Source organism: Seonamhaeicola sp. ML3 (assembly GCF_023273855.1).
Classification (GTDB): Bacteria; Bacteroidota; Bacteroidia; order Flavobacteriales; family Flavobacteriaceae; genus Seonamhaeicola.
On record NZ_CP096884.1, the window covers coordinates 1,464,664 to 1,479,182 of the forward strand.

The following is a 14,519-nucleotide window of genomic DNA, read 5'->3' on the forward strand; positions in this document are numbered from 1 at the left end:
ATTATGTTTTAAGGGTGAATATTATTTGTAATGGTGGTTTCTACCAATTTTAAAAGTTCCGAACGGTCTTTATAATCAGAAATTTTTATCGGTTTATGAACTTTAAACGTTATGTGGTTGCCAATGCCCATGGGAAACTTACCATAGCGAAACATTTTCCATGAATTATTAACGGTAATAGGCACGACTAAAGCCGAAGGTACTTTTTTAAACAGAATTTCCAAACCTTTAGTCTGAAAAGGTTTAGGTTTTCCGGTTTTGCTTCGTGTTCCTTCGGGAAAAATAACGGCAGCACGTTTGTTGGTTTCTATGTACTCCCCAAATTTCATAATGGCAGGCAGGGATTGTCTGGGGTTTTTTCTATCTATTAAAACAGAACCACCATGTCTAAGATTGTAAGACACACTTGGGATACCTTTTCCTAATTCTATTTTACTTATAAATTTAGTATGGTGTTTTCGCATGTGCCACATTATAGGTGATATGTCGTACATGCTTTGGTGATTTGCGACAATAATAAGGGGCGTATTTGTTGGTATATTATGTTCGTTATGAAACGAAATTCTTGTACCCAAAACCTTAGTGGAATGTACAAGGAAAAACTGAAGCATATCCACACTTTTCTTATGTGCTTGATACCCAAATACATTAAAGCAAAACCACTGTATAGGATGAAAAATAACCAGTATTAGTAGAAAACACAGGTAATAAATTATTGTTAAAGGGTATGCTAAAATTTTAATCATGCCCAAAAGTACATGATTTTTTCCCATTTAAAAATTGCCTAAATGCTAAATGAAAAATTTTTATTTCAATTCGTGAAGTCTGTAAATTAAGTAGTAAGAAAAACACCTTAGTAGATGGCAACACATTTGTTGTTCTCACAAATAACATCGGTGGGTTGTGCTGGTACAGAACAATCTGATGCCAAGCCCCATTTAGAGTTGAAAGCTGCTTCTAGGGTATTGTACTGTTCTACTTTGGCTTCTAAATCGTTGGTATCTATAGAGGTAGAATATACCAAAAACCCCCAAGGTCCTCCACATGGTTTGCTGCCAAAAGCGATAAATCTACATTCCGAACTATCATTGCAAACCGATGAATCTGCTAAAGTTTCTATGTCTTCCCTTAAAGCAGTAAGCGTTTCAAGTTCTTCGTTGTATACAGGAGATTGGTCTTCTTCGGTTAAACAAGCAGTTAATAGTAAACATAGCGCTGGTACTATGTAAATAAATTTTGTGGCAGTTCGCATATCTTTTTAGTTTTAAGATGGGTTTGGTAAAAAAAGGTTGCGTATAAAGACATAAAAAAAGCCACGATTGAAATATCGTGGCTTGACTTTTCTAAACTGTTATGCCTAGCAATGTTCGTTATAAGCATCTACTAAATTTTCAGCAATAAGTTCTGCTGGGCGACCTTCAATATGGTGACGCTCTAACATGTGTACTAGCTCACCATCTTTAAATAGGGCCATACTAGGAGAACTTGGCGGAAATGGAATCATATATTCTCTTGCCTTTGTAACTGCTTCTTTATCAACTCCTGCAAAAACCGTAACGATGTTATCTGGTTTTTTGCTGTTTTGTAAACTCATTTTAGCTCCAGGACGTGCATTGGCAGCAGCACAACCACAAACAGAATTTACCACAACCAATGTCGTACCTTCTTTTGCTAAAGCAGCATCGACAGCATCAACAGTGTGTAATTCTTCAAAACCAACATTCGTTAGGTCTTCTCGCATGGGTTTTACCAGTTCTGGTGGATACATATTTTTAAATTTTAATATTTAACAATTTTTTAGCCTTGCAAAGATATCAATTGTGTAACAAAAAGGCGTCCTAATCAACTAACTATATTATATTTACTCAGCTATTTAACATTTTATTAAATAAGTCTGAGTGAACCTACAAAAGTTACAGGTTTTTTGATATTGCCAATTAATATGTAGGTTTGACGAAAAAAAAATAGTAATACATGGGGTTTTCAAAATGGATTGGAGGTGCCTTAGGTTGGTCTTTTGGAGGGCCAATTGGCGCTATTATAGGAGTGGCTTTAGGAAGTATCGTAGATGCGATGTCTAACGGTGGCGGAGACACGCTTCTTGGAGAAGGAAAAAAACGTTCACAGCGAACAACATACAATAGAGGGCCGCAACGCCCACAAACACAATCGGGAGATTTTGAGGTTAGCTTGTTGATTTTAGCCTCTATTGTGATAAAAGCCGATGGAGTTCAAGATCAACGAGAACTGGATTATGTACGTCAGCAGTTTGCCAATATGTATGGAAAAGAGCGTGCCAATCATGCATTTCAGTTATTTAAAGGTATAAGCAAGCAAAAAATATCTAAAAGGCAGGTGTGCTTACAGATAAAACGTATGATGGATCATCCTTCGCGACTTCAGCTTATGCACTTTTTATTTGGTATTGCTAAAGCCGATGGTGTGGTTACTCAAGATGAAGAACGCCAAATACAAATCATGGCTGGTTATTTGGGAATTAGCGCCAGAGATTACGAAAGTATCAAGGCCATGTTCTATAACAGTAGCGATAATGCTTACACGGTTTTAGAGATTGAAAAAGGAGCATCTGTAGACGAAATAAAGAAGGCCTACAGAAAGATGGCGAAAAAATATCACCCCGATAGAGTGATTCATTTAGGGAAGGAACACCAAAAAGGGGCTGAAGAAAAATTCAGACAGGTGCAGGAGGCTTATGAGCACTTGCAGAAAGAACTGAAGTTCTAGTATGTTTAGTAATTCTTGCGAGATGTGCTGAAACTATTTTCAGTAACAGAGCAATCTACGTTTATTTTAAATTATTTTATTTTTATGGGAGACCTTTTAGCAATTTCACCATTAAGAAGTAAAGTAGTTTAATGAACGATAAAAAAATCTTAGAACTTTTTAAACAAGGTCAACGCGAAAAGGCATTTAGTAAGTTATACAGCTTATACCCTAAAATTGAATCCCTTATTCTTTCAAAAGGCGGACAGAAACAAGATGCTTCTGATGTTTTTCAGGAAGCACTCATTATTCTAAATAGAAATTTAGAGAAGGCAGATTTCAAACTTACATCATCATTTTATACCTATTTATATTCGGTATCTCGATTTATTTGGAAGGATGCCCAAAATAAATTTTTAAAACAAGAACTACATGATTTAAGCGATACTGAAGTAGAATATTTTCATAATGTACTTGAGGAGAATAAATATCGACTTGCCGAACGTGCATTTCTCCAATTAGGAAACCGATGTCAAGAACTTTTAAGATTGTTTTATCACAAGGCTATGTCTTTTAGAGAGATAGCAAAAGTGATGCAATTTAAATCTGAAAAAATTGCAAAAAACCAGAAGTATAAATGTCTTGCAAAGGCAAAAGACATCTATCAAACAAGTAAAACGGTTCAATCTTAATTCGGGGTATTATGGAAGCACAAATTCAAGACATAGAGTTAATAAATAAGTATTTAAACAACAGGCTTTCTACGGAAGCTGTTAAGGATTTTGAAACCCGATTAAAAAGCGATGATACATTTAGGTTGCTTTATGAGGAGCATATGGTTTTACTTGAAGGTATTAAAAGACAAAAGTTAAAGACAGAAATCAAAACTGGAAAGCAAAGATATATTAGGGGTAAATGGTTAAGATATTTGGGAGGCTTGTTAGGAACGGTAGTGCTGTTCGCTATTATTTATTTTAATGTGTATAATTCTGATAAAGCGTATTTAAAGGAGCGGGTAAACTTTGAGTCGGAGTATCTTCAAAATTATTATGTTTCAGCAGATTCTTTAGTAGAAATTATTGGCGAAAAGGGTACTGTGGTAAGATTTAATCCTAACGATTTAGAAACGAGTTCTAAAAAACCGTTTTCGGTAGATTCTTTACAAGTGGAGTTAATAGAATTGGTCAACAAACAAGATTTGTTATTGGCTAATGCCCAAACTATTTCAAATGGTAACTGGTTAATTTCTGGGGGCGCTTTTAAAATTGATATCAAGACGAATAACGAATCTTTAGTTTTAAAGGAAGGTAAAACTATTAACGCGATGTTTCCTAAGAATACCAATGAAGCTAATATGGAACTATTTTATGGTGAAAGGGATAAAGAAGGGTATATGAATTGGGAATCCGCTGATGATACTTTTAGACCGAACCCCTTTATTATTTCAATTGAAGAAGCTTATGTGGTTGATACTGTTATCACTAAGCGTTATGGAGTTGACAGCTTTAAAGAAGTTCATGTTTCGGATACTTTAGGCTTTATGAGTGTTGTAGATTTAAAGGAGAGATTTCCAAAAGGAAATTTTTACAATAAAGATATCGACACCATTCGATTGTTAAAAGAGAGTGTGCGTATTATCGATCATAGATATGATTGTGACTTATCATGGCTAGACAACAGGAAGACTTTTAAAACAAAGGTTTTAGATTCTTTATACAATAAAAAAGATGTGGTTATCGATTCGATTTTAATCGATTTAGAGCAGATAGTTTGGTCCGAATGTAGAGAAATATATGGAGAATTGACCAAGCAGATTTCTAAACAAGAACATGATGCTATAGAGGATGTAATGCCTAGAGAAGAATACAAGGCTCTATTGTCAAAATATAATGAAGAAGCCAAAACATTCAACTATTTCAATAGGGTCTCAAACAGTTTCTACAGGTCCATAGATATTTCCAATCTAGGTTGGATAAACATAGATAAATTATCCCAAGATGAAGAAACCGTAGAGGTTAAACTTAACTTTAATGTAAAGACTAATCATAACGAAATCTATCTTATTGATGAACGAAGTAATTCAGTATTGAATATTTATAACAATGAAATAAATTTACCTGTAAACAGGAGCTTCAAGATTATTGCGCTAGGTATTAAAGGAAAGGATATATATGGGTTTAAAAGATCTTTTAGATTAAGAAAAGAAGGCGATTTACAAATAGATTTCAAAAAAATAAACGAATCGCAAATAAGGGCATTTTTAACTTTAGAAGGTGTTGAGCAGCCAGAAAATCCTATTAAAGCTATAAAAAAAACTAAAATTCTTAAACAAGATAGTACAAGCGTTAAAAATGAAGACATAAAGCCTAATGAAGAAATAGGAGATATCGAAATTCCTGAAAAAACTTCAAAGACCTTTTTTATAAACCTAAACAAAGACACCTTAGTGGTTTGCAAAGAGGGAACCAAATTAATGATAAAAGCAAATTCATTTATAGACCAAAATGATCAAACTATTTTCGGGGAAATTAATTTAAAAGTTACAGAATATTATAAACTTTCTGAGGTGTTATTAGCGAACTTGTCTACCCAGTCTAATGATAAATTATTAGAAACAGGCGGTATGCTTTTTATAGAAGCTAAACAAAATGGAAAGTCATTAGGTCTCAAAGAAAATAAACCTATCGAAATCATATTTCCAACTAAAGAGAAAGACATGCAATTATTTACTGGAAATTGGGAAGGAGGTATTATAAATTGGGAACTTCAAAATAAAATTGCGCTTCTAGATGAGGTTGAAGAGAATCATGTTGAAGAGGATATTCAAGTTCCGTTTGCTGTTGTTGAAGAAGTTCCCGTTTTTCCAGGTTGTGAAAATTTAAATAGAGATGAAACTAGAAAATGTACGAGTGATAAAATTAATCAGTTTGTTCAAAGAAAGTTTAACGGCGACAATATAGCCAACGATTTAGGTTTGGGAGGAAGACAAAGGATTAATGTTCTTTTCAATATTGATAAAAATGGCGATGTCGCTAAAATTCGATCTAGAAGTTCAGAACCAGAATTAGAAGTTGAGGCAGAAAGAGTCATAGCCATGTTGCCTAAAATGAAACCAGGTAAACAAAGAGGTAAGGCGGTTCATGTTCCTTATTCACTGCCTATTGTGTTTCAAGTCGATGGTATAGCTAATGTGGGTCGTTCATCTAAAGATAGAGAACGTAGGGATTCAATGTTTATGAGAAAAGTTGAGGACAAATTAGCCAAGGCAGATAAAAAAGACGTTACTATTACCGAGGTTAAAAGCTATATTTTAAGAGCCTCAAAATTAGGATGGATAAATTGCGACAGATTTATAAATACTAAGAATAATATTAGGTATAATGTTACAATGAACGATGCAGATGGAGAAATAAGACTGAATGTGGTTTTTAAATCTTGGCGTTCTGTGTTATCAGGTAGACGCTCAGGTAGAGTATTCGATTTTAAAATGATTCCTAAAAATGAAAAAGTCCTACTTATTGCTTTAAAAAAGTATAAAGGGAAAATGTTTCTGGATGTTGTAGAAACCTTTACTAAAGAAAACCCCAATATAAAATTCAACTTTAAAGAAGTTGATTTAAAAACCTTAAAAAGCCAATTAGAGACGATAGTTGAATAACCTTTTTTAATTTTTATCTATCCTTTTACCTAAAAGAAAAGCTCTGATATAGGGTTCATGATTCGCAGGCAATTTAAAAGCAACAGGTTCTTTAAACGCTTTACATTTTGTTTGTCTCGTCTTTCATAAATAAGTCATTTTTGTGTCAACTTATTTCAGGACGAGACATATTAAACAAAAAAGCCAACTACAAATCGTAGTTGGCTTTTTAGACAAGTTTTAGTTGTTTAGTCAGTAAAAGTTTCGTTACTAGTGTAGATCTTGGTGTCATCGCCTTTATCAAAAATCATAACTAGTTTGTTGTCAGCGTTTAAGTACACAGACGCTAAATCCCAACCAGAAGTTTTAGTAGCTTCTAATAAACACTTTCTAACATCTGGGTTATTTAAGTTTAAATCTGAATTTTTGATTGTGTCTGCATGGGCATTAATACCTAACATAAGTACTATTGCAGCTGTAAAAAATTGTAGTTTTCTCATCATAGGAAAAGTTTAAATTAGACTACAATTTTAAGATAAAAACTAGTTTTCCTTAAAAATAATAGTTGAATGCTCTCTTTTAACGTTTAAATTCAACATTTTACCTAAAACCAGAGCTCTATTATCGGGTTCATGACCCGCGGACATGTTAAAAGCAATAGGGAAGTTGTACTCCGAAAGCACATCTAATATGAGTTGTTCTATAGAAGTTCCCCACACAGTAGTATTCGATTTTATCTTACTCATATCGCCAACAATCACACCAGCACAATCATCAAAATACCCCGCACGCTTTAAACTTTGTAGCATACGGTCGATGTGATATTTGTACTCGCCAATGTCCTCAATGAAAAGAATTTTACCCGAGGTATCAATACTTGTATTAGAGCCCAACATAGAATGCAACATGGTTAAATTACCACCTACAATTGGAGCAGATATTATGCCGGGTCTATTATATTCCGAACCTTTTAAAGTGTAGTTCAGATTCTTACCAAAGAGACCATCTTTTAAAGAATTGATAGTTTCCTTGATAGTTGAAGGGTCGTCTTGTAAACTCGTACACATCATACCATGAATGGACTGAATCCCCAGATTATGAACTGTATTATGAATTGCCGTTATATCGCTATAACCAATAATCCATTTTGGATTTTCTTTAAATGTAGACCAATCTAATTTATCCAAAATCCTTACCGAGCCATAGCCACCTCTAGCACACCAAATCGCCTTTATACTCTTATCATCCAGAGCTTTTTGAAAATCTTCACAGCGTTCATCGTCAGTTCCTGCAAAATGATTGTTTTGATTGAATAGGTGTTCACCAAGAATACTATGCAATCCCCAACTTTTAAGTAGTATCTGGGCTTGCGTAATTTCATGCTTTTTATTTTTTAAAATACCTGAAGGCGCTACAATGGCCACGGTATCTCCTGCTTTCAAATAAGGTGGTTGTTTCAATGTAATATTTTGTTTTTGTATGCTGTTATTTTGAGCTGTCGAGACACTATTTCTTAAGAAAAATAAAGCACAAAACACACATAAAATTAGTAGGTTTCTTGACATATTGTAAATGTACATTTTTTTTCGAAAACGCTTTTAAAATGTGTACTTTTGCTGTTTTTAAAGACGCGTCATTCCGAGCGAAGCGTGGTAACCTAAGCATTGTTATTCTAAACTTTTTAAGATTGCCGAAATCCTGCCTCCATCGCAATGACTCAGTAACGTGAATAAGATTATAATGAACAAACCAAAAAGATATACCGTAACAACAGCATTACCTTACACCAACGGACCAATTCACATTGGGCATTTAGCAGGTGTTTACGTACCAGCAGATATTTATGTGCGCTATTTACGTTTAACTGGGAATGATGTTGCCTTTATTGGTGGAAGTGATGAACACGGCGTGCCTATTACCATTAAGGCAAAAAATGAAGGTGTTACGCCGCAAGATATAGTAGATAAATACCATGATATTATCAAGCAATCGTTTGAAGATTTTGGCATTACTTACGATAATTACTCGCGTACAACAGCGCCAATTCATCATAAAACCGCTTCAGATTTCTTTAAAACCTTACATGAAAAAGGCGAGTTTATAGAGGAAACTACAGAGCAGTTGTATGATGAAGAGGCCAATCAGTTCTTAGCTGATAGATTTGTAATTGGTACTTGCCCTAAATGTGGCAATGAAGAGAGTTACGGCGACCAATGCGAAAGTTGTGGAACAAGCCACAATGCAACCGATTTAATTAATCCTAAATCGGCAATTACAGGCAACACTCCAACTTTAAAACAAACAAAACACTGGTTTTTACCTCTAGATAAACACGAGGATTTCTTAAAAGAGTGGATTTTAGAAGGCCATAAAAAAGATTGGAAACCGAATGTATACGGACAAGTAAAATCGTGGATTGATGACGGATTGCGCCCAAGAGCTGTAACCCGGGATTTAGATTGGGGAATTCCTGTTCCTGCAGAAGGTGGAGAAGGAAAAGTATTGTACGTTTGGTTCGATGCTCCAATAGGGTATATATCCTCTACCATTGAGTGGGCAGAGCGCGAAGGAAAAGATTGGGAACCGTACTGGAAAGATGAAGACACTAAACTGGTACATTTTATCGGAAAGGATAACATTGTGTTTCACTGTATCATTTTCCCGTCTATGCTTAAGGCCGAGGGCAGCTATATTTTACCAGAAAATGTTCCAGCTAACGAGTTTTTAAATCTTGAAGGAAATAAATTATCAACCTCTAAGAACTGGGCCGTTTGGTTGCCTGAATACTTAAAAGATTTCCCTAATCAGCAAGACGTATTGCGTTATGCATTAAATGCTAATGCCCCAGAAACTAAGGATAATGATTTTACATGGAAAGATTTTCAGGCTAGAAATAACAATGAGTTGGTGGCTATCTTCGGTAACTTCATTAACCGTGTGGTGGTCTTAACCAATAAATATTACGATGGTGTTGTACCAACACCTAGCGAGTTTACGCAAGTTGATGAAGAAACTTTAGCTGCTGTAAAAGCTTACCCGAGTGTTATTGCAAGTTCCATTGAGCGCTACAGATTTAGAGAAGCTGGGCAAGAATTAATGAATTTGGCACGCTTAGGAAACAAGTATTTGGCGGATGAAGAACCTTGGAAAAAAATAAAGGAAGACGAAGCAAGAACCCAAACCATTATGTATGTGGCATTGCAAATAGCAAGTGCCTTATCAACTTTATGTGAACCATTTTTGCCCTTTACGGCCGAGAAGTTAAAGAGAATCCTTAATGTCGCGTCGAGTGGAGTCGAGACGTCTTGGAATGATATTCCAACTAAAGCGGTGCTTTTGCCAGCCAACCACCAAATAGGAAAAGCAGAGTTGCTGTTCACAAAAATTGAAGACAAAACCATACAAGCACAATTAGATAAATTAGAAGCCAATAAAAAGGCAAACGAAGCGGCTAATAAAAAGACAGAGCCTCAAAAAGATACCATCACTTTTGAAGACTTTACTAAGTTAGATATTCGGGTAGGCACTATTCTAGAGGCCGAAAAAATGCCTAAAACCAAGAAGTTGCTAAAATTAAAGGTTGATACGGGTATCGATGTAAGAACCATAGTGTCTGGTATTGCTGAAAGTTTTTCAGCAGAGGAAGTTATTGGAAGACGAGTAACCGTATTGGTTAATCTTGCACCACGTGCCTTAAGAGGAGTGGAAAGCCAAGGTATGATTTTAATGACCGAGTCTCCAGATGGTAAATTGGTGTTTGTAAACCCAGATGATGCTTCTGTAGCAAATGGGTTGCAGATTAGTTAAAGGTCACTTAACCACTAGTTTCTTAGTCTCAACCCTATTCTTTTCATCTACTACTTTAATAATGTAAATGCCTTTTTTAAGGTATGAGACATTTAGTTTTATGATGCTTTTATTGTAGATGTAAATAGCAGCACGTTTTCCTAAAACATCTATAAATTCAACCGATTTTATCTTATTGGTGCCAAGTATATACAATTCGTCCTCTACCGGGTTGGGGTGACATTTAAAAACCGGATTTAATTTTGAAGCAGGAGCATGGGCATGGTCTTGAGCAGGTAATAAATTATATGTTGCTAAGCAGAAAAGTATAGTAAACAATATTTTCACAATAACTTTTTTTAAACAGGGGGCTATACTATAACGTATTTTATCAGTTTTAAATTATGTTTTTTACAATAAGAAGGATTGTTTATTATGTTTAGACAATTTATTTATATTTAAAAAAATACTTAACTTATATAAAAAATAAAGAAACATGTTATCAAAAACTATAGAAGAAGCATTAAACAACCAGATTAAAATAGAAGCAGAATCATCGCAAATATATTTAGCCATGGCTTGTTGGGCAGAGGTAAAAGGATTAGAAGGTGTTGCTGGTTTTATGTATGCGCAATCTGATGAAGAACGAGAACACATGCTTAAGTTAGTGAAGTTTGTTAATGAACGTGGAGGTCATGCTAAAGTGTCTGCATTAAAAGCACCAGACGTAACGTTCACTTCTTTTAAGGATATGTTCGAGTTGTTGCTTAAGCACGAAATGTTTGTATCGCAAAGTATTAATGAGTTGGTTCATATTACACTTCAAGAGAAGGATTATGCAACTCATAACTTTTTACAGTGGTACGTTTCAGAACAAATAGAAGAAGAGGCAGTTGCAAGAACTATTCTCGATAAAATTAACCTTATCGGCGACGATAAAGGCGGATTATATTTATTCGATAGAGATATAGAAAACCTAACTGTAAGTACTGCTGCACAAGACACTACTGGAGTGTAATTTTAACATTTAATCTTATTTAGATTAATTAAAAATAAATTATATTTGCCCAGAATTTGTAATTAAAATTCAAGTTTTGGGCAAAAAGAAAAAAAAGAAGGCAGTAAAAAAGATAAAAGAGCTAAAAGAACTAGGTATCATAACTACCGATAAAGTTAAAACCAGCTGCTGTAAAAAGTTTAAGAAAGGCGAAAATAAACGCTGTAAAAAATGCCCATGCTACGATTTACTCAAAAAAGTAGCATAAACTTTTCAAGACATTTTCCAAAACAAGATTCTTTCCTAAATTGCGTTTGTTTCAAATTAAAATAAATGCAAATTCTTAATTATATAGTTCGTCTTACCCAATTACCAGAAGTATCGGTAAAAAACACTTTAGATTTACTCAATGAAGACTGTACGGTGCCTTTTATTTCTAGATACAGAAAGGAAAGAACGGGTAATTTAGATGAGGTCCAAATTGGAGATATCGTAAAATTTAAAGAGCAATTTGAAACTTTAGAAAAACGAAAAAAAGCCATTCTTAAATCTCTAACTGAACAAGGTGTATTGACCGAAGATTTAGAACGGAAGTTAGTTTCTACTCAGGATTTAACAACATTAGAGGACCTGTATTTACCTTTTAAGAAGAGCCGAAAAACTAAAGCTGAAAAAGCAAGACAACTTGGCCTGGAGCCTTTGGCGAAAATCATTATGAGCCAAAATGCAAACGATATTGAATCGGTCGCTTATAGGTATGTAAAAGGAGAGGTTATATCCCAAGATGCTGCATTAGAAGGCGCAAGGCACATTATTGCAGAGTGGATTAACGAACGCACAGATATTAGAAATAACATTAGATATCAGTTAGAACGATTTGCAAGGATTTCCACCAAGATTGTAAAGGCAAAGGAAAACGAAGAAAGTGCTCAAAAGTTTAAGGATTATTTTGATTGGGAAGAAGAGTTAAGCCGAATTCCGTCGCACCGACTGTTAGCTATTTTAAGAGCCGAAAAAGAAGGTGTGGTTAAATTAAAGATTTCAATAGATGACGACAGGGCTTTAGATAAAATAGAACAACGTTTAATTAGGTCTAATAATGATTGTGCCGAACAAATTGAAATAGCCGCTAAAGACGCTTACAAAAGATTGTTACTGCCTTCATTAAGTAACGAGGCACTTCAAATAGCTAAAGAAAAAGCCGATGAAGCGGCCATAAATGTTTTTGCAAAAAACCTAAAGCAATTACTATTGGGTTCTCCGCTTGGAGAAAAACGGGTTTTGGCCATAGACCCCGGGTTTAGAACGGGTTGTAAGGTGGTTTGCTTAGATGCTCAAGGACAGTTATTGTATAATGAAACCATATATCCGCATCCACCAAAAAATGACAGTATAGGGGCGATGAAGAAGATAAGTTCCTTGGCCGATGCTTATAATACGGAAGCAATTGCTATTGGTAATGGAACGGCATCAAGAGAAACAGAAGCCTTAATTAGAAAGATTCGCTTTAAAAACGATATCCAAGTGTTTGTGGTAAGCGAAGCTGGCGCTAGCATCTATTCGGCGTCGAAAATGGCTCGAGAAGAGTTCCCTAATTATGATGTTACGGTGCGAGGTGCTGTGTCTATTGGAAGGCGACTACAAGATCCACTTGCAGAGTTGGTTAAAATTGATGCAAAGTCCATTGGTGTAGGTCAGTATCAACATGATGTAGACCAAGTTAAACTCCAAAAGTCTTTGGATAGTGTTGTTGAAAATTGTGTAAATGCCGTTGGGGTAAATCTCAATACGGCGAGCAAATCACTATTAAGCTATGTATCAGGTATTGGGCCTAAGTTGGCAGAAAATGTATTTAATTATAGACAAGAAAAGGGTGCATTTATTTCTAGAAAAGACCTTAAAAGTGTACCTAGATTAGGCGGTAAAGCGTTTGAGCAGAGCGCCGCTTTTTTAAGAATAAAGGATGCCGAAAACCCTTTAGATGACTCCTCTGTACACCCTGAAAGCTATGCCATTGTTTCTAAAATGGCAAAAGATATGGGTAAATCGGTAAATGCTTTAATTGGTAAACCCGATACATTAAAGGCAATCAACTTAAAGGATTATTGTACAGATACCGTTGGGCTGCCTACTTTGCAAGATATATTAAAAGAACTTGAAAAGCCTGGTTTAGACATAAGAGCACAAGCCAAGGTATTTGCATTCAACCAGAATATAAAAACAATTACAGATTTGCGACCGGATCAATTATTGCCAGGTATTGTAAATAATATTACCAATTTTGGGTGTTTTGTAGATGTTGGTATAAAAGAAAGCGGTTTAATTCATGTCTCTAATTTATCCGATAGTTTTGTTAAAGATGTGAATGACCATGTGCATTTACATGAACAGATTATCGTAAAAGTTCTAGAGGTCGATTTAGCTAGAAAGCGTGTTAAGTTAAAACTTCACAAGAAAATGTAATGAAACGCTACAAAAGTAGACCTAGTCTACATGATTTATTCTTTTTCTGAGTTTTCTACAAATGCAATTTTAAAAGTTGGTGATGAGTCTCTGCTAACGCCTTTCAAAGTATCCAAACAACTTAATATTTTTGCCTTTATAAGGACAGGTACTGAAAAAGCAGAAATTATTGTAGATAGTATCCCCATTACCTTAGAACCTTACACTGTTATTGCTCTTACCAATGTACAGTTTTTTCAATATGTTTCTGGAACGGGTTTAAAAGTTTACTTTTTTAATCGAGAATTCTACTGTATTAAAGATCATGATAAAGAAGTTGGTTGTGCTGGTTTGTTATTTTTTGGCGCGGAACAAAACCCTATAATTCATCTAAACGAAAATGAACAGCTCAAGTTTAATATGCTTCATGATATTTTTGTAGATGAAATTGAAACAAAAGACAATATTCAAGCCGAAATGCTTAGAATGTTAATGGCGAGGCTCATTATAAAGATTACTCGTTTACTCAAAGAAAAAGAGCAAATAGATACCAATAAAAAAGATACTAAAAGCGAGTTACTTCGTGCTTTTAATCTTTTAGTAGAAGCTCATTTTAGAAATGAGCACAGTGTGCAATTCTATGCCGATCAACTTTTTAAATCCCCTAAAACACTTTCCAACTCCTTTGCAAGGTTTAATAAAAGTCCGTTAAAGCTAATTCACGAACGTGTGGTACTTGAGGCTAAACGCTTACTGATATATACAGACAAGACAGCCAAAGAGATTGCTTTCGATTTAGGTTTCGAAGACGCCTCTCATTTAAGCCGATTATTTAAAAAATACACTTCACTATCCCCTTCAGATTTTAAAAAGCAGCTCAAAAAAGCATCTTAGGGAAAAATTGACATACTCTAAGGAAATTCATCTATTCAT

The 14,519-nt window shown here is 34.8% G+C and carries 13 protein-coding genes; 7 read left to right on the plus strand and 6 right to left on the minus strand.

The features are described from left to right. Positions 1–8: 8 nt before the first annotated feature. The 3 genes from M0214_RS06655 to M0214_RS06665 all read right to left on the minus strand — a co-directional run bounded on the left by M0214_RS06655 (position 9) and on the right by M0214_RS06665 (position 1,768). Positions 9–746 (minus strand): 1-acyl-sn-glycerol-3-phosphate acyltransferase, encoded by a 738-nt coding sequence (locus M0214_RS06655; protein WP_248724940.1) that lies wholly within the window; start codon positions 744–746, stop codon positions 9–11. Between the two features lie 107 nt (positions 747–853). Next, complete coding sequence (locus tag M0214_RS06660; RefSeq protein ID WP_248724687.1) at positions 854–1,252, minus strand: hypothetical protein; 399 nt, start codon at positions 1,250–1,252, stop codon at positions 854–856. Between the two features lie 105 nt (positions 1,253–1,357). Continuing rightward, on the minus strand, positions 1,358–1,768 hold the full coding sequence (locus M0214_RS06665; protein ID WP_248724688.1) for a BrxA/BrxB family bacilliredoxin: 411 nt from the start codon (positions 1,766–1,768) through the stop codon (positions 1,358–1,360). Between the two features lie 206 nt (positions 1,769–1,974). Between M0214_RS06665 and M0214_RS06670 the strand changes: the two genes are divergently transcribed. From M0214_RS06670 to M0214_RS06680, 3 genes are all read left to right on the plus strand, one after another. Beyond that, a complete protein-coding gene (locus M0214_RS06670) occupies positions 1,975–2,745 on the plus strand; it encodes a TerB family tellurite resistance protein (protein ID WP_248724689.1) in 771 nt (256 codons plus the stop codon). 131 nt (positions 2,746–2,876) lie between these two features. After that, a complete protein-coding gene (locus M0214_RS06675; RefSeq protein ID WP_248724690.1) occupies positions 2,877–3,416 on the plus strand; it encodes an RNA polymerase sigma factor in 540 nt (179 codons plus the stop codon). Between the two features lie 11 nt (positions 3,417–3,427). Continuing rightward, complete coding sequence (locus M0214_RS06680) at positions 3,428–6,382, plus strand: energy transducer TonB (RefSeq protein ID WP_248724691.1); 2,955 nt, start codon at positions 3,428–3,430, stop codon at positions 6,380–6,382. Between the two features lie 227 nt (positions 6,383–6,609). Here M0214_RS06680 and M0214_RS06685 read toward each other — a convergent pair whose 3' ends face one another. Beyond that, positions 6,610–6,864 carry a hypothetical protein gene (locus tag M0214_RS06685; protein ID WP_248724692.1) on the minus strand — a complete coding sequence of 85 codons (255 nt, stop codon included), beginning with the start codon at positions 6,862–6,864 and terminating at the stop codon, positions 6,610–6,612. A 39-nt stretch (positions 6,865–6,903) separates the two neighbouring features. Further along, positions 6,904–7,926 (minus strand): LD-carboxypeptidase, encoded by a 1,023-nt coding sequence (locus tag M0214_RS06690; RefSeq protein WP_248724693.1) that lies wholly within the window; start codon positions 7,924–7,926, stop codon positions 6,904–6,906. Between the two features lie 175 nt (positions 7,927–8,101). Between M0214_RS06690 and metG the strand changes: the two genes are divergently transcribed. Further along, a complete protein-coding gene (gene metG / locus M0214_RS06695; protein WP_248724694.1) occupies positions 8,102–10,168 on the plus strand; it encodes a methionine--tRNA ligase in 2,067 nt (688 codons plus the stop codon). Between the two features lie 3 nt (positions 10,169–10,171). Here the strand turns inward: metG and M0214_RS06700 are convergent, their stop codons facing one another. Then, entirely contained in the window at positions 10,172–10,495 is a 324-nt protein-coding gene (locus tag M0214_RS06700) for a T9SS type A sorting domain-containing protein (RefSeq protein ID WP_248724695.1), read from the minus strand. A gap of 148 nt (positions 10,496–10,643) precedes the next feature. Between M0214_RS06700 and M0214_RS06705 the strand changes: the two genes are divergently transcribed. From M0214_RS06705 to M0214_RS06715, 3 genes are all read left to right on the plus strand, one after another. After that, positions 10,644–11,165, plus strand: a complete 522-nt coding sequence (locus tag M0214_RS06705; protein WP_248724696.1) for a ferritin — start codon at positions 10,644–10,646, stop codon at positions 11,163–11,165. Positions 11,166–11,477: 312 nt separating this feature from the next. Further along, positions 11,478–13,607, plus strand: a complete 2,130-nt coding sequence (locus M0214_RS06710; protein WP_248724697.1) for a Tex family protein — start codon at positions 11,478–11,480, stop codon at positions 13,605–13,607. 30 nt (positions 13,608–13,637) lie between these two features. Then, on the plus strand, positions 13,638–14,480 hold the full coding sequence (locus M0214_RS06715; RefSeq protein WP_248724698.1) for an AraC family transcriptional regulator: 843 nt from the start codon (positions 13,638–13,640) through the stop codon (positions 14,478–14,480). Positions 14,481–14,519 lie beyond the last annotated feature (39 nt).

What these genes read in the sequence shown, in the direction of transcription:
- M0214_RS06655 (WP_248724940.1), bottom strand. Translation starts at nt 746, where the DNA reads ATGATTAAAATTTTAGCATACCCTTTAACAATAATTTATTACCTGTGT.
- M0214_RS06660 (WP_248724687.1), bottom strand. Translation starts at nt 1,252, where the DNA reads ATGCGAACTGCCACAAAATTTATTTACATAGTACCAGCGCTATGTTTA.
- M0214_RS06665 (WP_248724688.1), bottom strand. Translation starts at nt 1,768, where the DNA reads ATGTATCCACCAGAACTGGTAAAACCCATGCGAGAAGACCTAACGAAT.
- M0214_RS06670 (WP_248724689.1), top strand. Translation starts at nt 1,975, where the DNA reads ATGGGGTTTTCAAAATGGATTGGAGGTGCCTTAGGTTGGTCTTTTGGA.
- M0214_RS06675 (WP_248724690.1), top strand. Translation starts at nt 2,877, where the DNA reads ATGAACGATAAAAAAATCTTAGAACTTTTTAAACAAGGTCAACGCGAA.
- M0214_RS06680 (WP_248724691.1), top strand. Translation starts at nt 3,428, where the DNA reads ATGGAAGCACAAATTCAAGACATAGAGTTAATAAATAAGTATTTAAAC.
- M0214_RS06685 (WP_248724692.1), bottom strand. Translation starts at nt 6,864, where the DNA reads ATGATGAGAAAACTACAATTTTTTACAGCTGCAATAGTACTTATGTTA.
- M0214_RS06690 (WP_248724693.1), bottom strand. Translation starts at nt 7,926, where the DNA reads ATGTCAAGAAACCTACTAATTTTATGTGTGTTTTGTGCTTTATTTTTC.
- metG (WP_248724694.1), top strand. Translation starts at nt 8,102, where the DNA reads ATGAACAAACCAAAAAGATATACCGTAACAACAGCATTACCTTACACC.
- M0214_RS06705 (WP_248724696.1), top strand. Translation starts at nt 10,644, where the DNA reads ATGTTATCAAAAACTATAGAAGAAGCATTAAACAACCAGATTAAAATA.
- M0214_RS06710 (WP_248724697.1), top strand. Translation starts at nt 11,478, where the DNA reads ATGCAAATTCTTAATTATATAGTTCGTCTTACCCAATTACCAGAAGTA.
- M0214_RS06715 (WP_248724698.1), top strand. Translation starts at nt 13,638, where the DNA reads ATGATTTATTCTTTTTCTGAGTTTTCTACAAATGCAATTTTAAAAGTT.